Origin of the sequence: Sporosarcina sp. FSL W7-1349 (genome assembly GCF_038003045.1) — a bacterium.
Classification (GTDB): Bacteria; Bacillota; Bacilli; order Bacillales_A; family Planococcaceae; genus Sporosarcina.
The window spans coordinates 216,074-241,578 of sequence record NZ_JBBOOK010000002.1 but is presented as its reverse complement, the minus strand read 5'-3'; the positions used below and the strand labels follow the sequence as shown (position 1 = coordinate 241,578).

Annotated in this window: 21 protein-coding genes; all 21 read left to right on the top strand. The window is 43.1% G+C overall.

Going from position 1 to position 25,505, the window contains the following annotated elements; all coding sequences use genetic code 11:
- Entirely contained in the window at positions 1–1,230 is a 1,230-nt protein-coding gene (locus tag MKY41_RS15060) for an FAD-dependent oxidoreductase (RefSeq protein WP_340745901.1), read from the top strand.
- A gap of 236 nt (positions 1,231–1,466) precedes the next feature.
- Positions 1,467–2,585, top strand: a complete 1,119-nt coding sequence (locus MKY41_RS15055; RefSeq protein ID WP_340745900.1) for a TAXI family TRAP transporter solute-binding subunit — start codon at positions 1,467–1,469, stop codon at positions 2,583–2,585.
- A gap of 141 nt (positions 2,586–2,726) precedes the next feature.
- Positions 2,727–4,736: a TRAP transporter permease gene (locus MKY41_RS15050; RefSeq protein ID WP_340745899.1), complete on the top strand. Its 2,010-nt coding sequence runs from the start codon at positions 2,727–2,729 to the stop codon at positions 4,734–4,736.
- Between the two features lie 24 nt (positions 4,737–4,760).
- Complete coding sequence (locus MKY41_RS15045; RefSeq protein WP_340745898.1) at positions 4,761–6,200, top strand: aldehyde dehydrogenase family protein; 1,440 nt, start codon at positions 4,761–4,763, stop codon at positions 6,198–6,200.
- 26 nt (positions 6,201–6,226) lie between these two features.
- Positions 6,227–7,957 (top strand): thiamine pyrophosphate-requiring protein, encoded by a 1,731-nt coding sequence (locus tag MKY41_RS15040; protein ID WP_340745897.1) that lies wholly within the window; start codon positions 6,227–6,229, stop codon positions 7,955–7,957.
- Positions 7,958–8,343: 386 nt separating this feature from the next.
- Positions 8,344–8,538 carry a hypothetical protein gene (locus MKY41_RS15035; RefSeq protein ID WP_340745896.1) on the top strand — a complete coding sequence of 65 codons (195 nt, stop codon included), beginning with the start codon at positions 8,344–8,346 and terminating at the stop codon, positions 8,536–8,538.
- A gap of 20 nt (positions 8,539–8,558) precedes the next feature.
- The gene (locus MKY41_RS15030; protein WP_340745895.1) at positions 8,559–9,641 is read left to right on the top strand and encodes a sensor histidine kinase; all 1,083 of its coding nucleotides are present in this window, start codon (positions 8,559–8,561) and stop codon (positions 9,639–9,641) included.
- Between the two features lie 292 nt (positions 9,642–9,933).
- Positions 9,934–11,295 carry an ethanolamine ammonia-lyase subunit EutB gene (locus MKY41_RS15025; RefSeq protein ID WP_340745894.1) on the top strand — a complete coding sequence of 454 codons (1,362 nt, stop codon included), beginning with the start codon at positions 9,934–9,936 and terminating at the stop codon, positions 11,293–11,295.
- Between the two features lie 16 nt (positions 11,296–11,311).
- Complete coding sequence (gene eutC / locus MKY41_RS15020) at positions 11,312–12,169, top strand: ethanolamine ammonia-lyase subunit EutC (RefSeq protein ID WP_340745893.1); 858 nt, start codon at positions 11,312–11,314, stop codon at positions 12,167–12,169.
- 80 nt (positions 12,170–12,249) lie between these two features.
- Positions 12,250–12,537, top strand: a complete 288-nt coding sequence (locus MKY41_RS15015; protein ID WP_340745892.1) for a BMC domain-containing protein — start codon at positions 12,250–12,252, stop codon at positions 12,535–12,537.
- Positions 12,538–12,566: 29 nt separating this feature from the next.
- A complete protein-coding gene (gene pduL, locus MKY41_RS15010; protein ID WP_340745891.1) occupies positions 12,567–13,229 on the top strand; it encodes a phosphate propanoyltransferase in 663 nt (220 codons plus the stop codon).
- 637 nt (positions 13,230–13,866) lie between these two features.
- Complete coding sequence (gene ahpC / locus MKY41_RS15005) at positions 13,867–14,436, top strand: alkyl hydroperoxide reductase subunit C (protein ID WP_340745890.1); 570 nt, start codon at positions 13,867–13,869, stop codon at positions 14,434–14,436.
- Between the two features lie 175 nt (positions 14,437–14,611).
- Positions 14,612–16,141, top strand: a complete 1,530-nt coding sequence (gene ahpF, locus MKY41_RS15000; RefSeq protein WP_340745889.1) for an alkyl hydroperoxide reductase subunit F — start codon at positions 14,612–14,614, stop codon at positions 16,139–16,141.
- A gap of 133 nt (positions 16,142–16,274) precedes the next feature.
- Positions 16,275–16,721 carry an SRPBCC family protein gene (locus MKY41_RS14995; protein WP_340745888.1) on the top strand — a complete coding sequence of 149 codons (447 nt, stop codon included), beginning with the start codon at positions 16,275–16,277 and terminating at the stop codon, positions 16,719–16,721.
- 16 nt (positions 16,722–16,737) lie between these two features.
- The gene (locus tag MKY41_RS14990; protein ID WP_340745887.1) at positions 16,738–17,496 is read left to right on the top strand and encodes an AAA family ATPase; all 759 of its coding nucleotides are present in this window, start codon (positions 16,738–16,740) and stop codon (positions 17,494–17,496) included.
- A gap of 199 nt (positions 17,497–17,695) precedes the next feature.
- Positions 17,696–18,319 carry a TetR/AcrR family transcriptional regulator gene (locus MKY41_RS14985; RefSeq protein WP_340745886.1) on the top strand — a complete coding sequence of 208 codons (624 nt, stop codon included), beginning with the start codon at positions 17,696–17,698 and terminating at the stop codon, positions 18,317–18,319.
- Position 18,320: 1 nt separating this feature from the next.
- On the top strand, positions 18,321–18,710 hold the full coding sequence (locus MKY41_RS14980) for an OsmC family protein (protein WP_340745885.1): 390 nt from the start codon (positions 18,321–18,323) through the stop codon (positions 18,708–18,710).
- Positions 18,711–18,739: 29 nt separating this feature from the next.
- Positions 18,740–20,089: a cytosine permease gene (locus MKY41_RS14975; protein WP_340745884.1), complete on the top strand. Its 1,350-nt coding sequence runs from the start codon at positions 18,740–18,742 to the stop codon at positions 20,087–20,089.
- Positions 20,090–20,113: 24 nt separating this feature from the next.
- A complete protein-coding gene (locus MKY41_RS14970) occupies positions 20,114–22,222 on the top strand; it encodes a hydantoinase/oxoprolinase family protein (RefSeq protein WP_340745883.1) in 2,109 nt (702 codons plus the stop codon).
- The gene (locus MKY41_RS14965; RefSeq protein ID WP_340745882.1) at positions 22,219–23,691 is read left to right on the top strand and encodes a hydantoinase B/oxoprolinase family protein; all 1,473 of its coding nucleotides are present in this window, start codon (positions 22,219–22,221) and stop codon (positions 23,689–23,691) included. Before MKY41_RS14970 ends, MKY41_RS14965 begins: the two co-directional genes overlap by 4 nt.
- Positions 23,688–25,436 (top strand): hydantoinase B/oxoprolinase family protein, encoded by a 1,749-nt coding sequence (locus MKY41_RS14960; RefSeq protein ID WP_340745881.1) that lies wholly within the window; start codon positions 23,688–23,690, stop codon positions 25,434–25,436. The genes MKY41_RS14965 and MKY41_RS14960 overlap by 4 nt, the downstream gene beginning before the upstream one ends.
- Positions 25,437–25,505: the final 69 nt, after the last annotated feature.

Sequence of the window (25,505 nt, the reverse complement as noted above, 5' to 3'; positions counted from 1 at the left end):
ATGGAAAAAGATCCTATTATTATTGCTGGTGCTGGGCCAGTAGGAGTAACGTTGGCGGAAATCTTAAGTTCGAAAGGAATACCAGTCCTTCTATTTGAAAAGAATGATGTACCAAATCGAGAATGGAGAGCTTCAACATTTCATGCCGGTACATTAGAGTTGTTAGAAGAAACTGGGCTCGTTGAGGAACTCATACAACGGGGTTTAAAGGCTGATAAAGTGCAATATAGAGACCGAAAGAATGGCCTATTCGCAGAATTTGATTTTGCTATGTTGAAAGATGAAACAAAATATCCTTATCGTTTGCAATGTTCCCAAGCAACCTATGTAGAGGTTGTATTTGAAAGACTGCGGAAAAGACCTTTAGTTGATATTAGATTTGAGTCCGAAGTGGTTGATTTTATACAGGATGATAATGGTGTTACGGTCATTGTTAAAACGCCTAAAGGAAAAGAGACATATCGTACGCCATACTTGTTAGGCACAGACGGAGGTCGTAGCACGATAAGGAAGAAGTTGGGGGTTACATTCGAAGGATATACACATGAAGAGCGCTGGATGCTTGTAGGGACAACAAGACCTTTTGATCAGTATATTTCAGATCTCGCTTATGTGAATTACATTGCTGACCCCAAAGAGTTTTTATTTATTTTGCGAGTTCCCGATGCCTGGCGTATATTATTCCCGGTACCCCCTCATGTAAAAGATGAAGATGCTTTAAATGAAGATACAATTCAACGAACTATGCAAGAGGCGCTAAATACAAAAGATTACTTTCCTATTGTAGAAAATACTATTTATAAGATTCATCAAAGAGTAGCAGGAAAGTTTTATGAAAATCGGGTTGTCCTAGTTGGGGATGCAGCACATCTAAACAGCCCAATGGGCGGTTTAGGATTAAACAGCGGAATCCATGATGCTGTCGATCTTAGCAAACGCATGATAAGAATTTGGGAAAGGACAACTAATGCAAAAGATGAGTTGGACATGTATAGCACGGTACGTAGAAAAGTAGCCATTAACTATGTAAAAGAAATTAGTGAGAAAAATACCTCTACATTAAAAGAAGAAAATCAAGAACAACGTGCAAAATTACAAAAAGATATGGCTGATCTTGCAAACGATCCTATCCGTGCAAAACAATGGATGCTACGTTCAGCAATGATTGCAAGTGTTAGAGAGCAAGGAATAGGAGAACCGCCATCAAGGCAAACGAGTTTCCAGTCATGATTGCTTGGTATTCAACAATAATGTAAACGCTTACCAGAGGGTATACCTAGATGCGTTCTAATCATAAAGAACTCAAATGCCCCTGCTGATTTATGTTAAGCTTCCAACGTATATACACACTTGTAATTGATTGAAATCAATAAAATGTGGGTGTAATCATCTTTGTGTATAGTGTCGGTTTAAATTACGACAAGACGTAAGTGGTCATAAAATATAAATAAAAGGAGAAAAACCCTATGAGGCCAAAAAACGTACGGAGGATACTTGTAAACTTATTGACAATATTAGGTGTTTTAATATTTGTCGCGGGTTGCAATGAAAACGCTACACCGAAATCTGGTAATAATACGTCGGCAGAAGATGTTAGTGAAACTAGTAAAGATACAACCAAGGTTAATAGGAACATTAGTATTGGGACAACTCCGGTTGGAGTATCTTACAATTCCGTAGGTACAGGCTTGGCCAAAGTAATTAGCACCAATTCAGATGTTAAAATGTCTGTAAAACCTTCAAATGGAATTAGTGCATGGGGGCCTCAATTAAATAGGGGAGAAATCGAGTTAGGAGTTGCTTCTGGACCTGACTTAGTATGGGCATTCAGAGGAGAAAATGGTTATGAACCAACTAAAAATATGCGGTTGTTAGTGAGAGGTAACTATTTGGGTGTAACGGGGGCGGCCGTTCGAGAAAACACATCTATACACAGCATAGCGGATTTAAAAGGAAAGAAAGTCGCTGCTGATTATCCAGGATCAGCCATTGCTAAAATGGTATTAGAAGCGGCATTAACAGTTAATGGTTTAGGATGGGCTGATGTACAACAAGTTCCAATACCTACTACTTCTGCAGGAATCGAAGCCATTCAAGATAACCGAGTTGATGCGGCGTTTGCACTTACACCCACAACACCCATTGCTCAGGAAGTTCATAATGCTGTAGGTATGCGCTCAGTTTCATTTCTAGATAATGTTTCAGTAAATGATATTGACAGCGTTGAACAAGAAACAATTGATAACATCAACGCAATCGTTCCAGGCGTGAGATTAGCAGTTATAAAAGAAAGCGGATATATTGCCGAAGATCAGATCGGGTTAGAATATCCTTCACTGATGGTAGCCTCTTCACATTTATCAGATGAGGTTGCTTATGAAATAATGGAAACACTTTGGATGAATTATGAAGAACTCCATCCAATTCATGATTGGTTCACAACATGGACTCCCGAAGGAATGTTTGATCCAGAACCAGATTTACCATACCATCCTGGAGCAGTCCAGTTTTTTAAAGATAAAGGAATATGGAATGATGAAGTGGAAAAAAATCAGGAAATACTATTAGAACAGGCTGCCTCCTAATCATAATAATTAATAATAGTGAACAGAAGATTTAGCATTATCAGCTTATTTATAAGTCGCTAATGCTAAATTGTTCGTTCACCCATCAGAATAAGTGTGGAAAAACATAGTCCTATAATGTAGTTACGGGGAGGGATCATGATGAATAATACGGAAGAAAATTTTAAAAAGGATTTGAATTTGGAAAAGGTTGAAGAAATAGAGTTTCAAAAGTACAGAAAGTTCGAAGGTTCATTTCTTAAGACTTTACTGAGTACTAACTTGGCTTTAATACCCATAGTAGGTATTTTGTACATTTTAGGAATTCACCAAAAGCTAGGATTAAGTATTTATACCGAACAATATATTGGTATATTTCTTGGCCTAGTTTTATGTGCTGTTTACTTAAGTGTACCCGCAACTAAAAGGGCCTCTAAAACAAAGATTCCTTGGTATGATTGGATTTTGGCTGCATTAGGATTGAATGCAGGGTTATATATATTATTTTTTTATCCAACCATTGTCATGGGAATGGGTACAGTAACGACAAATCGTTTTATTCTAAGTGTAATGGCTGTTTTGTTAATCATGGAGGCGATAAGGAGATTACTAGGTAAAGGATTACTTATCGTTGTTCTTGTATTTTTATTTTACGGATACTTTGCACCTTATTTCCCAGGAATATTTAAAGGGTCATCCACTCCTGTGGATCAGTTGTTTAACTATATGTATCTTGATTCAAATAGTTTATTAAATTTATTAGCAATCGCTGCAACGATCGCATTAAGTTTCATATTCTTTGGGCAAATTTTATTATATTTTGGTGGAGCAGATATTCTAAATAACTTTGCTATTTCCGCATTTGGTCGTTTTCGTGGTGGCCCTGCGAAAGGTTCAATATTAGGTTCTAGTTTGGTAGGTACCATTACGGGTGGTCCGGTAGCAAACGTAATTTTAACAGGTTCCGTGACAATCCCCTTAATGAAAAAAAGTGGCTATTCTTCGGAAGAAGCAGGTGCAGTAGAATCTGTTGCTTCCACAGGAGGGCAAATTATGCCGCCTGTAATGGGAGTTGCTGCTTTTATTATAGCTGAAACACTAGGAGTTCCTTATGCAGACGTAGCCTTAGCAGCGTTGATACCAGCTCTCTTCTTTTATCTTTGTCTCTTTTTCCAAGTAGACTTTATTGCCGGAAAAAAGGGAATCAAAAGAATGGAGAAGAAAGATATTCCCCTCATGGTTAATGTACTTAAAAAAGGGTGGATGGTTATTCCAACTCTTGCTTCCCTTATCTACCTATTGTTTTTCTTAGGCTATTCACCGCAAATTTCAGGTTTGTATGCCTCTGTGGTCGGAATTGTTTTCTTGTCCTTTCAAAAAGAAATAAGGAAAAAAATGATTAAATTATTTCCTGTTATTTTTATTGATACCGGAAAAGTTATGTTAGAGATTGGAATTGTCCTTTCAGCTGCTGGATTAATTGTTGGAATTACTGGGATTACTGGTCTCGGATTCAACTTAGGATTAATACTTACCAGCCTTGCCGAATACGGGTTATTTTTTCTATTAGTAGCTAGCGCCATAGTTTCAATTATATTAGGAATGGGTATGCCCTCTGTTGCAGCATATGCTCTTGTAGCAGTTTTGGTCGCACCAACTCTTGTGGAGCTGGGAATTGATCCATTAGCTGCTCATTTGTTTGTTTTTTACTTTGCAATTTTGTCTAATTTCACTCCCCCTGTAGCAATGGCCTGTTTTACAGCAGCTCCAATCGCCAAAGCGGATCCAACAAAAATTGGTTTTCAAGCAATGCGGTTAGGTGTGATTGGTTATATAGTCCCTTTCCTCTTTGTCTATGCACCGGAATTGTTACTTCGCTATAACAATCCTGCGCCTTGGTTGGAAACAATCACAACAATTGGTACCGCATTAATTGCGTGTTACTTATTGGCTATGGCATTTGAAGGTTATTTGTTCCAGGCTTTAACACCAATTAAGCGAGTCATTATTTTTATATTAGCCGGTTGTTTATTTGTCCCAATATCTGTGTGGGAGTATAGCTGGATATTGAATAGCGTTGCATTTGTTTCCTCTATAATTTTCATAGTAAAAGAATGGAGAATACGAAATAAAATGAAGGAGTCTGCTTTTTCTTTATTGCATGCCAAATAAGATAAAGAGGTGGCTTTTCTAGTTATGAAAATTAATTTACTTATTAATAATGTTGAGATCGAGACAGAAAACTATTCTGAAGTAAATGATCCAGGGCGTCTCACTGATGTGGTTGGACACGTTGCAATAGGAAAAGCGCAGCACGTTGAACAAGCCGTGAAAGCAGCACATGAAGCTTTCTTATTATGGCGGAATGTCTCTTTAACAGAACGTATTAGACTATGTTTAAAAGCAGCAGATAGATTGGAAGCTGAAAGTTCATCATTGGCAAAAATAATTTCAAAAGAAAATGGAATGCTATTGGAGACGACTAAAGCGGAGATTCATGTTGCCGCAACGGGAATTAGAAATGTTGCAAGTTTAGCAGAATCTGCATTGAAATCAGAATATATAGAAGACGGGATGAGTTGGGTTCAGGTAGAAAAAAGACCAATGGGAGTAATCGCGGGCATTGTTCCATGGAATGCGCCTATGATTCTAACAATGCAAAAGCTCGCACCAGTATTAATTGCAGGTAATACGATTGTGTTCAAGCCATCGCCATTTGCTGCAATGGGCGTATCGATAGCCCTGAAGAAAATATCTGAAATATTTCCCCCTGGGGTTATTAATGTTGTACATGGTGATGCAGATGTTGGTTCAGCATTAACAACACATCCACTCATTAGAAAAATATCTTTTACAGGAGGAGGGGAAACTGCGAAGCATGTTATGAAAGCCGCCGCAGACGCATTAAAAAGTATTCACCTTGAGTTGGGAGGAAATGACGCTGCCATCATCTTACATGATGTTGATTTAGATGAGGTCGTTCCAAAAATTGCAAGTGCAGTATTTAGACGATCAGGGCAGTATTGTTATGCAATTAAAAGAATTTATGTGCCAAGTAATTTATACAAGCAGTTTTGCGAAAAGATGTGTGTACTGACAGATGAATATAAAATTGGCCATCAATTAAATAAAGAAGCTAATTTTGGACCGATTAATAATAAGAGGCAATTTGAAAACATTAAAGATTTGATTAACAGAATAAAAAGTAGTAACGCAAAAATGATTGAGTTAGGCAAAAAACTTGAACCCGAGAATTGGGACAATGGTTATTATTTAAGACCAATTATTGTGACAAACCCGGAACCAGATGATGAAATTGTTCGATGCGAACAGTTTGGCCCAATCATCCCGATTATCTCCTATGAAAGTGAAGAAGAAGTAATCAGAATGGTTAATGACACCGAGTATGGATTAGGCTCATCGATATGGTCAACCGATGAGGAAAAAGCTTTGAAGATCGCAAGGGAAATTGAAGCAGGAATGACGTTCATAAATGGTGCGGGACAAACTTCATTAGGTTATAAATATATGCCATTCGGTGGAATAAAGCAAAGTGGTATCGGTAGAGAAAATTCCAAGATGGCTTTTGATGAATATATTGAGATTCATGCAATTAATCTGCACAAAAGAGAATAAAACAATATCATAGGGGGAGGATATATTTGAATCTAGAAATGGACTTAATAAATACGGCAGATGCAATGTTAGATGCGCTCCAAGAAATGGGAGTAACCTATCTGTTTAGCAATCTAGGAAGTGATCATCCAGCAATAATTGAAGGCCTGGCAAAGGCAAAAGCGTTAGGTCGACCACTTCCAGAGGTTATTATTTGTCCTCATGAATATGTTGCTCTATGCGCTGCACATGGTTATTTTTTGTTGAGCGGCGAGGCCCAGGGAGTATTTGTACACACAGATGTCGGTACGCAAAACTTAGGAGGTAGTTTACATAATGCACTCCGTTCACGGATACCCGTCTTTATTTTTTCTGGGGAAACCCCCTATACAATGGATGGGGAATTACCAGGTAGTCGAAACTCACACATTAATTACTTGCAAAACGTTTATGATCAAAGAGGGATTCTAAGAAACTACGTGAAGTGGGAACAAGATATAAGAACTGGGAAGAATGTTAAACAGCTCGTTTATAGAGCATTTCAACTGGCATATAGTGAACCCAAAGGACCTGTTTACTTAACCGGGGCTAGGGAAGTTTTAGAAGAAGTGGTCCATTCTTCGGAAGACTTATCTTCCAAATGGAAGCCGGTTGAAAAGAACTCTTTATCTTGGGAAAGTGTTTCCTTTATCGTAGAAAACGTCGTGAATGCTAGTAATCCTGTCTTAATTACCTCTCACTTGGGAAAAAATGAAAAAAGTGTGGAGCAAGTTGTTAAGTTCTGTGAAAGCTTAACTATTCCAGTAATTGAAGTTAATCCTACTTACCTGAACTTTCCAAGCGATCACCCATTGCACCTTGGATTTAATGTAACTGAATTAATTTCGGATGCGGATGTGATTATAGTAATAGACTCAGATATTCCTTGGGTGCCTTCTATGAATCAGCCAAACGAGGATTGTAAAGTAATATTTATAGACACGGACCCTATAAAATCCGATATCCCGTTATGGCATATACCATCCGAAGTTTTTTATCAGGTAGATTCTTATTTAGGATTGACTCTGTTAAATCAATATATTGATAGTATTGATTTGGATGAAAATAAATTTAAAGAAAGATATGTGAAATTAAAGAATATACATGAAAAGCAGCGAGTTGAATGGAGAAAGGCGGAGGAAGAACCTAGCGACGGTATTATTACTCCCGAATGGCTTACGGCTTGCATAAGAAATGCAATTGATGAAGAAACAATAATTTTAAATGAAACTATTACGAATTCGATGGCGGTGCAAAATCATTTGCCACGGAATAAGCCAGGCACTTTATTTGGTAATGGAGGATCTTCATTGGGATGGAATGGGGGTGCAGCCTTGGGTGCAAAACTTGCAAAGCCCGACAAAACAATAGTTTCTTTAACAGGCGATGGCACTTATCTATTTAGTTTACCATCCTCTGTACACTGGCTTTCAAGGAGATACAAAGCCCCTTTTTTAACGGTTATTTACAATAACCAAGGTTGGAATGCAACTAAAAATAATTTATTAAGACTCTATCCAGAAGGTATTGCAAATCGGGATGATAGATATTGGGTTAATTTCGATCAACCTGCAGACCTTGCGAAAATTGCTGAAGCTGCAGGGGGCGCATTAGCCCTAACGGTTTCTGATCCATCTGAACTTCAAGAAGTTCTAAATAAAGGAGTAGAAGCTGTAAAAGCAGGTCGTTCTGCAGTCATTGATGTTAAACTTCAAAAAATTTCTGAACAAAAGGATTAGGGAAACATTGGTACTGAAATAAATAAGAAGTTACTAACGGGTGTCCCTATTTTATTGCACAGAAGATAGCGTTTCTAGTTACTAATAAAATCTCGTTTATAATTTATCTACTACTCCCCGAAATAGTAGGCCCATTTATGTTTTGTTTTTTAGAAAGTTAAAAATACTATCGGCGAAATTAACAGTAGTAGTGTAAGATGAGGATGATTAACAAAATAATAAATGAGGTAAAGGCGCCTTTCACATCCTGAGGAATTTTTTTCAGGATTACGTGAAGGTGCCTTTTTTTCGTGTTATTTTCATTCAATAGGAACTCTTACCTCTGAAGGTGGCACTAATGTCAAGACGTAATAAAGCAAGTGAAGCGAAATAAAGGAGGATCCAATATGTCGCAAGATAAGATCAGCGTGATTGTAGAAGAAATTAAAGAAGAAACGCCTCTCGAGGTTATCCAGAGAAAAGTATTCATTTCTGTTGATACTCTTCTCGGCAGGCAGGATCTTCGTGCTTGCGGTGTCACGGAAAAATATTTCACAATATTGAATATACTACTCACTTTTGATATAGTGTCTGAAAGTTAGAAAGAAAGGATACTTTTATCATGAATGGAGTTTTAGACTTATGCCAATTAACCGGTTTATCAAACGAACAGTGTAAAATTATTTTAGGCGTGGCTCAAAACCTTCAAATAATCGCTGACATTTCTCAAGCAGATATATTTATTGATTGTCTGTTGGAAGAGGAAAATGCAGCTTTAATTGTAGCTGAAGCAAAACCTGCTACAATTCCATCTTTATACCAAAACAGCTTATTAGGACAGATAGCGTTGGAAGACATGGAACCAGGTGTGTTATTTAGTTTGAAAACTGGAAAGTCAATTTCCGGATCAAGGGGCATTACGGAGGAATCTGGAGTGATGCAGCAAGATATCGTACCGATAAAAGACTTGGCCGGAGAGACGATCGCGGTTTTAATTAAAGAAAAAGACATCTCACGTGAGGTACAGCAAGAAAAGAACATCGGAAAACTTATGAAAACAACTGAAGCTGATGACAAACAAGATGTAATTAAGTCCATAATCGTTCAGGAAATTCATCATCGGGTGAAAAATAATCTACAAGTTATTTCAAGTTTACTCCGCTTACAAAAGAGGCGTACTTCCTCCAAAGAGGTAGCCAATGTGTTTCAAGACAGTATATCTCGTATATCCAGTATGGCCTTGGTTCATGATCATTTAGCGCAAAGTGGAATCGGGGAGGCCAATGTTAAGACTTTAATTAAACAAGTTGCGTCTTTGCTTGTCACTTCATCCAGTACTCCTGATCAAAACATTTCGGTATCTGTTGAGGGGGAATCCGTATTTTGTCCATCGGATAAAGCAACAGCTGTAGCACTCATTGTTAATGAATTAATACAGAATAGTATAAAACATGCTTTTCTTTTACGTGATGAGGGAAACATTGATATCACTTTAACGGTTCGAAAACAGATGGTTACTATTATCGTAATGGACAATGGATGTGGGATAGGTGATTCGTTTTTACCTAGTGAAACATCATCTTTAGGACTACAGCTGGTTGATATGTTGGTTGAAGAAAGACTGCAAGGTGTACTTTCATTCCTCCAATCCGACAAAGGGACAAAAGTTTCTATAACCTTTCCGATAATAGAGAGTCAAGACTGATAAGTATATAGTGTTAAAATGCACAATAACTAGATTTATATACAATGTTTTTAGATAAATAAAAACACTCTTTACAAAATTAATAGCAGTAGTGTAAGATGGGGATGATTAACAAAATGATAAATGAGGCAAAGGCGCCTTTCACGTCCTGAGGAATTTTTTTCAGGATTATGTGAAAGCGTCTTTTTTTCGTGTTATCTTCGTTCAACAGAAAACTCCCACCTCTGAAGGTGGCACTAACGCCAAGGCGTAATGGATTGGAAGCGTTATCAAACAAAAGGGGTGTTGCACGGTGAAATTGTCTTGTGTAGTAAAAGGAACTCATTATTCGTTTACGTCGGTGAAAGATGTACTGGCCAAAGCAAGTGAAGCGAAATCAGGTGATGTCATGGCGCGGGTGGCGGCAGAATCATCGCTTGAGCGCATGGCAGCAAAAGTAGTGCTCAGCGAAATACAGCTGAAAGATATTTATGAGAATCCGGTCATTCCGTACGAAACAGACGAAGTGACACGTCTGATTTACGATGATATTAGTGAGACGATTTACAAAGAGATTCAAAGCTGGACAGTGGGTGAACTGAGAAATACTATTCTTTCCTATGAAACAGGTACGGATCAACTTTTGAAACTTTCAAGAGGATTGACAAGTGAAATGATTGCGGCTGTCGCCAAGCTCATGTCGAGTATTGACCTTGTACTCGCTTCGCAGAAAATGAAATATCAAGCACACTGCAATACGACCATCGGGGAGCCGGGTCGCCTAGCATTCCGCTGCCAGCCAAATCATCCAAATGACGTGCCGGAGGGAATCTTGTACTCCTTGAAAGAAGGTTTGTCATACGGAGCAGGTGATGCGGTAATCGGCATTAATCCAAATGTGGATACGGTCGAGTCAGTTAAAAGGCTTTTGACCTTGTCGCATGAATTTATGGAGCAATGGAAGATACCAACGCAAAACTGTGTACTGGCCCATATTACGACACAAGTGGAGGCTTTAAGACAGGGGGCCCCAATTGCGCTCATGTTTCAAAGTTTAGCCGGTACACAAAAAGGTAACGAAGCATTTGGCATTTCTAAAGAAATTATTGATGAAGGCTACGAGATGATGGCTCGTTATGGTACATCAGCAGGCCCGAACTTTATGTATTTTGAAACGGGACAAGGCTCGGAAGTCTCGTTAAATGCGGCCCATGGTGTAGATATGCAGACGCTGGAAGCGAGAACCTACGGGTATGCACGTCACTGGAAGCCTTTCATGGTGAATAACGTTTCCGGATTTATTGGACCGGAAACACTTTATGACGGGCGCCAGCTAATTAGAGCGGATCTTGAAGATGTATTCATGGGGAAATTGCATGGCTTGCCAATGGGCATCGCCCCAACCTACACGAATCATATGGATGCCGATCAAAATGATCAAGAAGTGGCCGGGATGTTAACCGCATTGGCGGGAGCAAATTTCTACATGGGTGTACCAGGTGGAGATGATGTCATGCTGAATTATCAAGATACAAGCTATCACGACGATGCTAGTTTACGTGAGCTTCTTGGGCTGCGTCCGCTTCGCGAATTTGAAAAATGGATGGAAAATATGGGCTTAATGGAGAATGGAAAACTGACAAAACGTGCAGGAGATTTATCGATCTTCGACTAAAGGGGGGAGGGGTACAATGGATATTCAAGAAATTGTTCGAAAAGTAGTGGAAGAACTGTCAAAAGACAAGGAATTTCCAAAAGAAAACACGGCGCTAGTGACAGAAGAGGTTATCAATTTTCCAGAGGAACGGGTACGGGGAGTGGAGGCACCGCATAACGAGGAGTCTATTAAACGAGCCCAGAGTATTTCACCTGCCCGAATTGGAATTGGCCGGGCTGGAACCCGGATGCAGACGACTAGCTATTTGCAATTTTTAATTGACCATGCGGCTGCACAGGATGCGGTTTTAAAAGATGTAAGTGATGAGCTTCTTCAAGAAATGAATCTGCATAAATTGGAAACGGAAGCTAAGGATATGAAGACCTACTTGATGGATTTGGATGCTGGACGAAAGTTGTCGGATGAATCTGTTACATGGCTGAAGGAGAATGGCGACAAAGGGAAAGATGTCCAAATTATTGTATGTGATGGATTAAGCTCCTCTGCTGTAGAAGCCAATATAAGGGACCTGCTTCCTGCTTTAATGCAAGGATTGCAATTGAAAAATATTAGCGTCGCCAAGCCGTTTTTTATTAAGCGGGGGCGTGTATGGGTACAGGACGAAGTCGCAGCCATCGTGGATTGTAACCTTGTCATTTCGTTGATAGGTGAACGGCCGGGCTTAAATACCGATGAAAGCTTGAGTGCCTACATGATCTATCGACCGAATGAAAACACGGTTGAGGCCGACCGGACCGTCATTTCCAATATTCATAAAGGCGGGCTTGCCCCGGTGGAAGCCGGTGCTCATATATCGGAGTTGATGGAGCAAATGCTGCTGGCTAAGTCTACAGGGGTTTCATTTGCCCGGAAAAGCAACGCTAAATTATAGTGAAATGCTTTTGTAATGAAAGTGAGAGTGCCGGTACTTGTTATTTATGGGTCAAAATGATTTGTTAGGAGGAAGCGACGATGAATCGAGAAGGTACAGCATTAGGAATGGTCGAAACTAAAGGTCTCATTGGCTCAATTGAGGCAGCGGATGCAATGGCTAAAGCGGCAAACGTTAACCTGATTGGGAAAGTACATGTAGGTGGCGGGATTGTAACGGTTCTTGTCCGAGGTGATGTCGGCGCTGTGAAAGCAGCAACGGACTCAGGAGCCGCAGCAGCCCAACGTGTAGGAGAACTGCTTTCTGTGCACGTCATTCCAAGACCGCATAATGAACTGGAAATGATTTTGCCAAAAGGACAAAGCTAAGCTGTTTTATCTAGAAAGGCGTGAACGATATGGACAGGCAATTGATTGAACAAATCGTCGCTGACGTGACGGCCCAACTTCGAAAGACTGCTGTCTCTGTGTCGCCAGATAGCACGATCCCGGTTGTGGTTTCAGCTCGACACGTTCACCTGTCCCCTGAGCATATTGAAGCCCTATTCGGCAAGGGATATGAGCTGACGAAACGAAGGGATTTATCCCAACCGGGTCAGTTTGCTTCAAATGATACCGTTGTAATTGCGGGGCCGAATGGGAGTCTGGAACGTGTACGTGTTCTAGGTCCTGCCCGCAAGCTGACGCAAGCTGAAATTAGCTGGACCGATGCCATGAAAATTGGCCTTCGCCCGCCAATACGTGAATCTGGCAATATAAAAGGATCAGCGTCATGTACCCTTATTGGTCCCGCTGGAAGCGTATCTCTCCCAGAAGGGCTGATTATTGCCCAAGCCCATATTCATATGTCTCCTAGAGATGCGAAAAACTTTGGAGTGATCAATGGAGAATTTGTGACAGTTGAAGTTAGCGGTGAACGGCCGTTGACAATCGATAAAGTATTGATTCGTGTGTCCGATCGTTATCGCCTAGAAATGCACATTGATACTGACGAAGCAAATGCGGGTTTTATCAGGTCTGGTGCCCCGGGACGAATTGTAACCGAACGTACAAGTATTTAAGTGCAAGCGGCAAACCGAAGATGATCGGTTACGTTGGAATTGGAAAGCCACAAGTAATGAGCATTTTTTGAATCAATAAGAATATTTGATATCTCTTGTCGCTCTTCATAGCGATTTTTCAGGAGCCATCATAAAAAGTCGGTAATTAGCGACTTTCTGTGATGGCTCCTTTTACATTCCTTCATATGTAAATATACTCCTGTGTTACGGCGGATTTGAAAATGACCTGGCAATAGGGAGTCTAACTACTTTACTCCTCTCCATTGTTTGCAAGGAAGATAGATACTCGTTCATGAATGTCCTGAATTACATGAAAAGCAAGCATCTCACCACTTTATATACATTTCTTAATCGAGAATTGTGTAACATAGTTGAGAATTAATAGTTATATATAATTTATAATTCATCAAGAATAAACAGGACATCTTAATACTTGCTGTCACTATTTATACATAAAGATAGAAAAAACGACAATTATGAGTGTATTTGTTGACAAAAATGACTGGTTATACAATAATTAATATGTAATTAGAATTATTATAGTTAAGCAGTGATCCTCACATAATGATTGCTGCGGTTTAGGTTTTGACGAAATGACCTAGACTAACTATAAATAACACATTAGGAGGAATTATTTATGTCTTTAATCGGAAAAGAAATCCTACCATTCAAAGCGTCAGCTTACAACGCTGGTACAGGTGAGTTCATCGATGTAACTGACGACAACATGAAAGGTCAATGGAGTGTTGTTTGCTTCTACCCAGCAGACTTTACATTCGTTTGCCCAACTGAACTTGGCGATCTTCAAGACCAATACGCGACACTAAAAGAGCTTGGCGTTGAAGTTTATTCCGTTTCTACGGACACACACTTTACACATAAAGCGTGGCACGATCACTCTGATACAATCAGCAAGCTTGAATACATTATGATCGGTGACCCTTCCCAAACAATTACACGCAACTTCGATGTACTTGACGAAGAGGCTGGTCTTGCAGATCGCGGTACATTCATCATCGATCCGGACGGCGTTGTACAAGCACTTGAAATCAATGCGGGTGGAATCGGACGTGATGCAAGCATCCTAGTCGACAAAATCAAAGCAGCACAATATGTACGTAACAACCCAGGTGAAGTTTGCCCGGCGAAATGGAAAGAGGGCGAAGAAACCCTTAAACCGAGCCTTGACCTAGTAGGTAAAATTTAATTTCGCGATAGCGGAATAACGGGGGCGGCCCCTTTTCTTTAGGGATAGGGGCCCCCTTCTTTTTTTGAGGCGTTCGGTGGATGCCTTAGATGTTGAATTGACTAACTCGATTCAACATCTAAGGCAATCACGCCGACTTATGTTTAAGTAAAGTACAAATTAAGGAGTAGATTACATGATACTAGATGCAGATATAAAAGCACAATTAGCCCAATACCTTAAAATGATGGAGGGCGATGTGCTGCTTAAAGTTAGCGCGGGAGATGATAAGGTTTCGCGTGAAATGCTGGAACTTGTGAATGAACTAGCCACCATGTCATCACGCATTAAAGTGGAGCATGCAGAGTTGGAAAGAACTCCTAGCTTTAGTGTCAATCGCATCGGCGAGGATACTGGAGTTGTTTTCGCCGGTATTCCGCTTGGACACGAATTCACTTCACTTGTCCTGGCTCTATTGCAAGTGAGCGGCAGAGCGCCAAAAGTGGATAAGAAAGTCATTGAGCAAGTGAAGAAAATCGAGGATGTACTTCACTTTGAATCATATATTAGTTTGAGCTGTCAAAATTGCCCGGAAGTGGTACAGGCACTTAACCTCATGAGCGTATTGAACCCGAACGTTACGCACACGATGATTGACGGGGCGGCGTATAAAGAAGAAGTGGAGAGCAAAAATATTCTTGCTGTCCCAACGGTATACTTGAATGGTGAACCGTTCACAAACGGCCGTAAGACGATTGAAGAAATCTTGGCTGAACTCGGAAGCGGCCCGGACGCATCAGAGTTTGCCGATAAAGATCCATTTGACGTACTCGTTGTTGGCGGAGGCCCAGCTGGTGCGAGTGCTGCGATCTACGCGGCTCGTAAAGGGATTCGCACTGGAATTGTCGCTGAGCGTTTCGGCGGTCAGATTTTGGATACGGCTGCGATTGAGAACTTCATTAGTGTAAATCGCACGGAAGGTCCTAAACTAGCGGCTAGTCTTGAGGAACACGTGAAAGACTATAATATCGATGTGATGAATTTGGTACGTGCGAAACGTTTGGAGAAGAAAGACCTCATTGAAATCGAATTGGAAAACGGTGCTGTTCTGAAGAGTAAATCCGTCATCCTTTCAACAGGAGCGCGCTGGCGCAATGTCGGCGTACCGGGCGAGGCGGAATTCAGAAACAAAGGGGTCGCCTACTGTCCGCATTGTGATGGTCCATTGTTTGAAGGCAAAGATGTTGCGGTAATCGGTGGCGGAAACTCCGGTATCGAGGCGGCAATCGACCTTGCGGGAATCACCAACCATGTAACCGTCCTTGAATTCGCACCTGAACTAAAAGCCGATTCTGTTTTGCAAGATCGTCTGTACAGCTTGCCGAATGTCACTGTCGTGAAAAACGCTCAAACAAAGGAAATCACCGGTACGGATAGCGTAAACGGGATTACGTATATTGATCGTGATTCAGGTGACGAACACCATGTCGAGTTAGCTGGTGTATTCGTTCAGATCGGTTTAGTCCCGAACACGGATTGGCTAGGCGACGCAGTGGAACGCAATAAATTCGGTGAAATTGTTGTCGATAAGCGTGGCGCCACGAACGTCCCAGGCGTATTTGCAGCGGGAGACTGTTCAGATAGCGCGTATAAACAAATCATTATTTCAATGGGATCCGGAGCGACTGCATCACTAAGCGCATTCGATTATCTCGTTCGAAACTAAATCATTCCTATGCAGAGGAACAGGTCAAAAATAGACCTGTTCCTTTTTTCATCCAAGAAATTATGATAAAAAGAAAATTAGTATATGATAGAAGTAAGTTACGCAGAGGGGAAAAAACTAGGGAGGATATTTTATGAAAGCATGGACCAGGAATATTGAAATACATGCACCGATCGAACAAGTGTGGAGTTTTTTTGACGGCTCGTTAGATAAAATGCAACAAATCATGCCTCAAGTCGTGGAACACAAGCTAGTTCACCTAACGGAAAATAAGGTAGGAAGCATCTATCGCCAGAAATATAAGGAAGGGAAACGCATAGAAGAGTATGACGTGGAAACATTGGAATATGTGGATGAGCCTGCTCATAAAAAGCTGAAAGTCGGCTTTACCCTTGCACACCTATTTGAAATTACGGCTCAATATGAATTAGTGAAAATACAGGACCATCAAACTTCGTTGACCTACACCGTAACCAATCGCCCGTTAAAGTGGTTTGTCAAATTATTTTTATGGTTTGCAACGGATAAGGTGGTCAACGAATTTTTAGAACGTGTGAAAAAGCAAGCCGAAAAACAGTAATTCTGGAGGGGGAGTCATGGAGTTTCTAAGAAATACCCAATATATCAGAAGTGTGAAACTGCAACGTGATCGAGTTCCATCTTTCCACACGTTTCCTTTTCAGTTACCTAGCATTGCCACGTTGGACGAGCTTTTTCTCCATCCGTATGTCACGTTTTTCGTAGGGGAAAACGGGATGGGGAAGTCCACCTTATTGGAGGCGATTGCGGTGGCAGCTGGATTTAATCCGGAAGGGGGATCCTTTCACTTCAATTTTTCAACGTATGACTCGCATTCTAATTTGGATGATTATTTAACGTTAATCAAAGGCGTTAACAGACCGAAAGACGGGTATTTTCTCCGGGCTGAAACGTTTTACAATGTGGCTTCCAATATTGAAGAATTGGACAGTGATCTTGCGGCAGCTCCCCGTATTATTGATTCATACGGAGGGGTCTCCCTCCACCAACAGTCACATGGCGAATCGTTTTGGGCCACCTTCATGAACCGGCTGCAAGGAAAAGGGATTTATCTTATGGATGAGCCTGAAGCTGCGTTATCTCCGTTGCGCCAATTGTCCATGCTATCCCGAATTCATGAATTGGTCGGACAACAGTCGCAATTTATCATCGCTACTCATTCTCCAATCATCATGGCTTATCCGAATGCCCAAATCATTGAGTTTACAGAGGGCGGGGCAAAGGAGACGTCGCTTGAAGAAACGAGTCATTATCAAATGATGAAACAATTTTTTGATGATAAAGATCGGTTACTGCATCACTTATTGAATGAATAACAGCACTCTATTTCTGAATCAAAAACTGCCATTCCCCTTGTCTGATAGGGAGAGGCAGTTTTTTATTCTATTTAATCCCTTCACCTTGACTCAGCTAGCAGAAACGTATTATATTATTCATATCATTTATATAGGTTTTAGGGAGTTAAAGAACAAAACTGACTGACTTGTCAATCAGGTGAGGAAAGAGGTAGAGCGGTTGGTTAAAATCGACAGGAGAGAGGAACTGTTACAGGTTGCCCTCGAAATTTTTGCGACGAAGGGATATCATGCAACCAAAATTTCAGATATCGTCAAGCAGGCAGGAGTTGCCCAAGGAACTTTTTATTGGCATTTCAAAAGCAAAGAAGAAATAGCGAAGGAAATTATTGAGGATGGGAAGGTTAACTTGCTCGCTGCGATTCAACAAGGGTATCGACAAACATACGGAACGAGCGAGGATATGATCGAATCTACCATCTCCCTAATGAGAAAGATTTTTACGTTTGCAAAAGAGCATAGAAATCTTATGACGATTTTGCTGATTAAAGGCAACGGGGCTGATCCGGAAATAAGAGAAGCGATCACGGAAACGATAACAGAAGTCGAAAATGCCTTTAAACAAAATATCCAGCGGGCGACAGAACTTGGCATGCTGGAGTCAGCTTCGAATATTGAGCTCCGGGCAGGCATGTTGACCAGTTTGGTGTTGGGGACTCTATCACGATGGCTATTTGGCCCCGAAAATGATCTGGATCATGTCCCGACATCCACGGTGGAAGAGATTACAGATGCGTTAGTGCAGTTTGAATTTTACGGGCTGATCGGCCAAAGGAGGGTGTAAGTTGTCTATTATCAGAAGAATAAATGGGGAATACGGAATTCATAACGACAACGGCATGCAGGTGAAAGGGATGGAAGCAGCGAATGGCAACGGCCTTTCGCCAATTGAATTGCTGGAGTCGTCTTTAGGATTATGTATTGCTATCACGATGCAAAGAATGTTCGAAAGGGATGGAGTGGCAGTGGCCGAACATGAATTTTCGGTTGCCGTCTCGGCGACGAAAGCTGTCGAAGGTCCTTCCCGCATCGAGCAATGTGTCGTGAAGGTTCGATTGCCGGATCATTTTACACCGGAGTACAAAAAGAAGTTGATGGTTTCGGCGGAGAGAGCATGCACGATAGGGAATACATTGAAACAAGGCATTACGATTCGCACTGAGGAGTCAATTTGACTCACTCCAGTAAATAAGGAGATGGGAATATGGAAAACAATACGAATCAAATTTCCCGGGGACAAACTGATGACTTTGCGATCACTTCAGTCCCGGCGGCTCATCGGAAGTCGCCTATTAATATTGCGGTTACTAGCTGTGCTTGGGTCATTTCTTTATCAACAATCGTCACGGGCGGGGCTCTCATTTCAGGATTAAACTTTCAAAATGCAGTGTTCGCAGCGGTCTTCGGTATGCTGATTTTAGCCATTTATGGTTTTTTCCAAGGAGCGATGGGAGCCAAATACGGGATTTCGACCACTGTTCTTGCGCGTCAGGCTTTTGGTCGACACGGCGCGAGTTTGTTTGGGATTTTATTGGCGGTCACAATGGGAATCGGCTGGTTTGGTTGGCAGGTAGCTTTCTTCGGAACGACGATTAATGAAATGTTCCCGAATCATTGGCTTACCGAGCCAGAAGTAGCGGTTGTTTGGGGAGGCATCTTAATGATGCTTACCGCTTTTATCGGGTATCGGGGACTTGCCGCGCTTAGCTTTATTGCTCTTCCTTTAATGGTCATTTTGTCGATATGGGGCGTTATCAGTGCAGTAAATTATTCTGGAAGCTGGGCAAACCTGTTGGTATACGAACCAGCAGGAAATCCGATGACAATTTTCGCGGGCATCACGATTGTCGTAGGGAATGCTGCATTGGGCGCGGTCGTCTTCCCTGACGTGACACGCTATGCGAAAACAGCGGTGTCGGGCGGTGTCAGCGCATCGGTCGGTTACTTTTTTGGCGGTGTCTTTTGTATTATTGCGGGTGCTGCTATGGCGATCGCGGCCCAAGTTCCCGATATCGGATCGACGCCGAATATCCCTGCTGCCATGAGCAAGCTGGGACTAGGATTCTTTGCTTTCTTGATCTTGATTTTTGCCCAATGGACAACAAATGACAACAACCTATATACAGGCTCCTTGGGGCTTCGGAATGTTGTCAAAGTCCCGAAAAAAGTGTTAGTTGTGACTATGGGGACGATTGGGATCATCATCGCCTTGATGGGGATTCAAGATATGTTTGTTCCATTTTTATCATTTTTAGGGCTATACGTTCCGCCGATTGCAGGCGTCATGATTGCAGATCATTGGATTGTTGCACCGAAGATCCGCAAAAAAGAGTATAGTTTCGGGCCAGGAGCGACTTATTCGGGTTTAAATGTGGCGGCCATCGTTTCTGTCATCATCGGCGGTTTTGCCGCATCTAAACTGGCATTCGGCATCGGATCTATCAATGCCACAGTTCTAGCTTTCTTGCTTTATATTGTGTTGGCTTTTATTTTAAATAAATTGAATGTGCGTTATGAGTTTGGAAAAGTTGAGGAAGAGTCATCCGGATTCTAACGAGTAAAAGGAGGAAAAAGCTTCATGGTGAATGAGCAAAATCAATGGGTGTTTGGAATAGATGTCGGTGGGACCTTTACGGATTTAGTCGTTATCGATGGCGAGGGGAAGATGACCTCAACAAAGACACCGTCAACACCGGATCAATCGGACGGTGTGATGAACGGAATTCAAAAAGTTGCGGATCTGCTTGGCCGGGACATCAAAGAAATTTTGGCCAACAGCCCGTTAGTTGTACATGGAACGACTGTCGCCACGAATGCCTTGTTGGAGTATAACGGTGCCAAAGTAGGGTTGCTTACAACAGAGGGGTTCCGTGATGAAATCGAGTTCCGGCGCGCCTATAAGGAAAGTGTATTTTCCCCTAGGCTGCAGGCACCTTTTCAAATCGTTCCGCGAAGATATCGGGTTGGCATTCCGGAGCGCCTGGATCACACTGGTAGCGTAATTAAAGAATTGGATGAAAGAGCAGTGCGTGAAGCAGTGCGCGGTTTCGTCCAGGAAGGGATCGAAGCGATTGCCGTGTGCTTCCTTTTCAGCTTCATGAATCCTGCACATGAAAGCCGGGTCCGGGAGATTATCCAAGAAGAAGCGCCAGGCATGTTTGTTTCGTTATCTTATGAAGTCTTGCCGCAAATCCGAGAGTTTGAGCGTGTCAGCACGACGATTGTCAATGCTTTTATCGGGCCTTCCATGCAAAGCTATTTGGAACATTTGGATGAGCGTCTTCGTGCAGACGGGTTCACCGGTGAATTGTTTGTCATGCAGTCTAACGGCGGCGTTCAAAACGTTATGCAAAGTGCTAAATTTGCTGCTGGCAGCCTTCTATCGGGCCCGGCCGGTGGAGTGACAGCCGCTTCTTTCATTGGGGAAAAATCAGGTTATGAGAATGTCATCACGGTCGATATGGGTGGAACGAGTTATGACGTTTCCGTTATTGAAAAATTAAATCCGGCCATCACGACCGAAAGCTGGATCAGCCGATATCGTGTCGCCTTGCCAATGATGGATATCCACACGATCGGTTCGGGAGGGGGAAGCATCGCTTGGATCGATAATGGAGGCGCCTTGCAAGTCGGACCTAAAAGTGCGGGCTCGAATCCCGGACCTGCTTGTTACGACAGAGGGGGAGAAGAACCGACTGTCACCGATGTGAACGTGTTCTTAGGTTATATCAACCCTGATAACTTCCTCGGCGGGGAAATGAAGCTGGACCGTTCATTGGCGGAAAAAGCGATTCGTACCCGAATTGCGGAACCGCTCGGTATTTCAACAGTAGAAGCGGCCCTTGCCATTTCACAAATTGTCAACAGCGATATGTCCAATGCCGTTCAATTTGTCACGACACAACGCGGACATGATCCGCGTAGCTTCGCGCTCATGGCGGTTGGAGGAGCTGGAGCCATCCATGCCGGGAAGCAAGCCGAAGATCTTGGCATCAACACCGTCATCGTCCCTTCATTAGCGCCGGTTTTCTGTGCGCTTGGTGATGTGGCGGCCAATTTGAAAGTGACGGAGCTGCGTACTCGTTTTGAAAGTCTGGACCAAGTGGATCTTCAGGCAATGAACGCTGATTTTGAAAATATGGAACAGATTGCGCGTGAAAAACTGGGCAGCCAATCGGTCACGAATCAGTTTGAAACCCGCCGTTTCATCGATATGCGCTATGCAGGTGAAGTGCATGAAGTAACCGTACCTGTAAAATCCCGGACCCGCCGTATCACAGAATTGAATTTGGAAGCGACGGTTGCGGAATTCCATGAACTTCATGAAAGAATGTTCGCCCATAAAGATCCGGGGCATGATATCGAAATCTTAAACCTACGACTTGACTTGGCGGGCGTCAGAGAGCCTGTGAAAATGAAAGAAGAAGCCTTCCGGCAAGAGGATCCGAGCGAGGCGTTGGCCGGCGTCCGGGAGATGCACTTCGATGTGGAACCGACTCAAACACCGATTTACGACGGGGCGTTGCTGCAATCAGGCAATTTGATTGTTGGACCAGCGATCATTGAACAATGGGGCACGACAATTGTTGTATACCCTGGCCATGAGGCGCTAATCGATGCCTACCGCAATTGTGTTATTGAAGTGAAACATTCCGCCGCTCCAAGACAAAGGGGTGGGAATGAATGATCCAAGCCCAAATTTTATATAGCAAGCTGCAGTCGATCAGCAAGGAGATGGGTCATAACTTACAGAGAATTTCCCGTTCCCCTCTGCTGTCGCAGGATCGTTCGTTTGCCACGGCCATATTTACAAATGAATTGAAACTGGCTGTTCAACACCAATACGAGCCGGAGCATTTATTCGCCGTCAAAGAAAGTGTGGAGAATGTATTCGACTATTTCTCTTTCGATATTGCAGATGGGGATGTGCTATTGGTGGCAGACCCCTACAGCGGCGGGACGAAAGGACAATCGTTGACGATGGCGGCACCTCTCTTTGTAGAAGGGGATCTTGTCCTATTTCCAGTCATCCGTGCCCAAATGATGGATCTGGCCGGCGAATATCCGGGCGGTTTCCATCCGGACGCGTTCGAAGTGTGGCAGGAGAATATGCGGATCACCCCGGTCAAGCTGTATAAGCAAGGCGTGCTGCAAGCCGATATTTTACGCTTTTTACTGTCGAATAGCCGGGTGCCGACCTCTTTTAAATCGGACTTGGATGCGATGTATACTTGTTTGCGCGGTGCCCAACGACAATTGAAAAAGCTTCTTGGCAGCTATGGCAGGCAAACCGTAGAGACATCCATTGAAGGGATCTTTCAATATAGCCAGAAGCGAGTGGAACATCATCTTTCACAACTTCAAGAAACGGAAATGCAGGCTTATGTGGAATTTGACATGACGCCAAGTGATAGAAATGCGATTGCGGTCAGCATTTCAGCTTCGGCCGGTTCGGTCACGATTGACTTGACAGGAGCGTCAGCGCAGTCAGAAAAACCGATTAATTCCCCGATTGCTTTAACGAAAGCTTTTGCAGTCTGGCCATTTCTTGCCATGATTGCGGATGAGGTTCCCATCAATGAAGGTGTGACGAAACCATTTACCATTCAGACGATGGCCGGTTCCATTTTGGATCCGAAATTTCCAGCATCTACTGCTTTGGCGCCAAGCATCACAGGTCATTTTCTAGCTGAAGTCATCTATCAAGCGATCCAAAACGGGCAGGGGCAAATGGAAGAGTTCCCGCCGATTTATGGAACCGGTCCGCAGGCGATTTTCTATCCGGAGCTTGGCACGAAGGTGGAAACAGAACCGATTGTTCTGGTACCGGGATATCCGACGGCAAAGCAAGGATTCGGGTCACCTGCCTTATTCGGGCAGCGGCTGCTCATCTCGGCTGAGGAATTGGAGCTGTATCATGGCTTCAAAATCGTATCACGCGAATGGAAGGATGGCCATTTGGAAGTCGCGTTACTGAATCAGGAGGAAGATGTTTATTTCAATCTGCTTCTTCCTTATAGTGATTCCGGTAAATATGGATCTGTCACAATAGAAGGGGAAGAGATGGCCACATTGACTCAAAGCGTGGCTTATCAACATGTGGAAAAAGGCGATCTACTCGTCTTTACGTACGCTGGGAAGGAGGAAGAAGGATGAGAAACGAGGACTTGATTTTATCACAGGTAGTCGGAGGGTCTCTTGATGCGGTTGCAAGGGAAATGAGTGCGACCGTGACAAGGACGGCCCGTTCCCCACTGTTTAATGAAGCGCATGATTTCACGACAGGTGTCTTTGACCTTTCCGGCAAGAAATCCCGGCTCGTTGCCCAAGCACCGGGCTGCACATTGCATCTCTATGCAGTGGTGGGAGCGGTGGATCACTTATTGGATGCGTTCCGCTATGACCTTCATCCAGGTGATATTTTACTCGTCAATGATCCATATCACGGCGGCTCGCACAGTTTGGACTGGACGATTGTCATGCCTGTTTTTTATAACCGGAAACCTGTTCTGCTGCCGGCCGTCCGAAGCCATATGGGGGACAACGGAGGGCCTGTCGCAGGAGGATATAATCCGCGTTCGCAAGACATTTGGCACGATGGACTCCGCATTCCTCCTTTGAAAATTTATGAACGCGGGGAAAAGCGGCAGGACGTCTTTGACTTAATTGTCGCCAATAATCGCCTTTCCCATTGGCTGGAAGGAGATCTGAACGCGATGATCGGCGCGTGTAAAGTGGCGGCTGAACGTATTCAGTCCATGCTGGATAAGTATGGGGCCGAGAAAGTGGTCAAAGCCATTGATCATCGAATTCAATATACAGAAAACAGGGTACGAGATGAGATAGGCAGCTGGCCGGACGGCACGTATGTAGGAGAAACGTTTGCCGATCATGATTTTCAAGGGAATCGTGACATTAAAGTGAAGGCTACGGTTACTGTGGACGGCAGCGATCTGCATATCGACTTCACCGGATCTTCGCCGCAAGTGAAAGGGTTCATTAATAGCCCGTTGTCGAATACAACGTCATTTGCCTTTGTCGGGATTTCGACTTGCTGCGATGAAGACATTCCAATCAATGAAGGCTATATGAACCCTGTTACGGTGACGGCACCGGAAGGGACAGTGGTGAATCCGCGTCTGCCGGCGCCATGCGGGCATGCCACGGCATGTGTTGGGGCGGAGATTGCGGAAGCTGTACTGGAAGCGATCTCCCAGTGTGCTCCAACCAGAGTGGGGGTCAATGCCCACAAGCTGCCGCTGGCCTATTCCCATGGAAAATACGATGATGGCAAACCGTGGGTCAATCTGAATTTCTATGGATATACAGGCGGTGCGGGTGCAGCCTATGAAACAGACGGTTGGGGCCTTTATCCACCTGTTATGACGGGTGTTATCCTTCCGTCTATTGAAATGAATGAAGTACAATATCCAAGCCGCGTCTTGAAACATGAATACATGAGTGACTTTACAGGTGTCGGACGTTGGAGAGGTACGCCAGGCTTGGATGTGCAAATTCAACATCTCAAGGAGAGTTCCACCAGTGTCATGATGGCGGGCGTCCGAAATACGACAAAAGGATATTGCGAGGGCAAGAACGCACCGTCGAATAAAGTCATCGTCAATTACGGAACAGCCGAAGCGCAAGTGATTGAAGAAACCGCCTTTGAAGTGAAAATGCCGGAAGAGGGAATCATCCAATTTTACCGGGCCGGCGGCGGTGGCTGGGGAGATCCATTGGAAAGAGACCCTGCCAAAGTACTGGATGATGTGTTGAATGAATTTGTCAGCATGGAATCGGCGCTGCATGACTATGGCGTTGTCATCGATCCGAAAACCCGTACGATCGATGTTGCCGAAACAAAGCGGGTCCGGGCTTCCTGGAATTCCCAAAAAAAGTGAGTTCATTGCAATGAATTCCAATAAGATCTCCGACTGTCTGGAAACAGCTAGTCGGGGATTTTTTAATGG

Excerpts from the sequence above, each read along its gene's own strand:
- MKY41_RS14995 (WP_340745888.1), top strand. The coding sequence starts at position 16,275 with ATGAAAGCATGGACCAGGAATATTGAAATACATGCACCGATCGAACAA.
- MKY41_RS15055 (WP_340745900.1), top strand. The coding sequence starts at position 1,467 with ATGAGGCCAAAAAACGTACGGAGGATACTTGTAAACTTATTGACAATA.
- MKY41_RS14960 (WP_340745881.1), top strand. The coding sequence starts at position 23,688 with ATGAGAAACGAGGACTTGATTTTATCACAGGTAGTCGGAGGGTCTCTT.
- MKY41_RS14990 (WP_340745887.1), top strand. The coding sequence starts at position 16,738 with ATGGAGTTTCTAAGAAATACCCAATATATCAGAAGTGTGAAACTGCAA.
- pduL (WP_340745891.1), top strand. The coding sequence starts at position 12,567 with ATGGACAGGCAATTGATTGAACAAATCGTCGCTGACGTGACGGCCCAA.
- MKY41_RS14975 (WP_340745884.1), top strand. The coding sequence starts at position 18,740 with ATGGAAAACAATACGAATCAAATTTCCCGGGGACAAACTGATGACTTT.
- MKY41_RS15060 (WP_340745901.1), top strand. The coding sequence starts at position 1 with ATGGAAAAAGATCCTATTATTATTGCTGGTGCTGGGCCAGTAGGAGTA.
- MKY41_RS15030 (WP_340745895.1), top strand. The coding sequence starts at position 8,559 with ATGAATGGAGTTTTAGACTTATGCCAATTAACCGGTTTATCAAACGAA.
- eutC (WP_340745893.1), top strand. The coding sequence starts at position 11,312 with ATGGATATTCAAGAAATTGTTCGAAAAGTAGTGGAAGAACTGTCAAAA.
- MKY41_RS14965 (WP_340745882.1), top strand. The coding sequence starts at position 22,219 with ATGATCCAAGCCCAAATTTTATATAGCAAGCTGCAGTCGATCAGCAAG.
- MKY41_RS15045 (WP_340745898.1), top strand. The coding sequence starts at position 4,761 with ATGAAAATTAATTTACTTATTAATAATGTTGAGATCGAGACAGAAAAC.
- ahpC (WP_340745890.1), top strand. The coding sequence starts at position 13,867 with ATGTCTTTAATCGGAAAAGAAATCCTACCATTCAAAGCGTCAGCTTAC.
- MKY41_RS14970 (WP_340745883.1), top strand. The coding sequence starts at position 20,114 with ATGGTGAATGAGCAAAATCAATGGGTGTTTGGAATAGATGTCGGTGGG.
- MKY41_RS15050 (WP_340745899.1), top strand. The coding sequence starts at position 2,727 with ATGAATAATACGGAAGAAAATTTTAAAAAGGATTTGAATTTGGAAAAG.
- ahpF (WP_340745889.1), top strand. The coding sequence starts at position 14,612 with ATGATACTAGATGCAGATATAAAAGCACAATTAGCCCAATACCTTAAA.
- MKY41_RS15035 (WP_340745896.1), top strand. The coding sequence starts at position 8,344 with ATGTCGCAAGATAAGATCAGCGTGATTGTAGAAGAAATTAAAGAAGAA.
- MKY41_RS15015 (WP_340745892.1), top strand. The coding sequence starts at position 12,250 with ATGAATCGAGAAGGTACAGCATTAGGAATGGTCGAAACTAAAGGTCTC.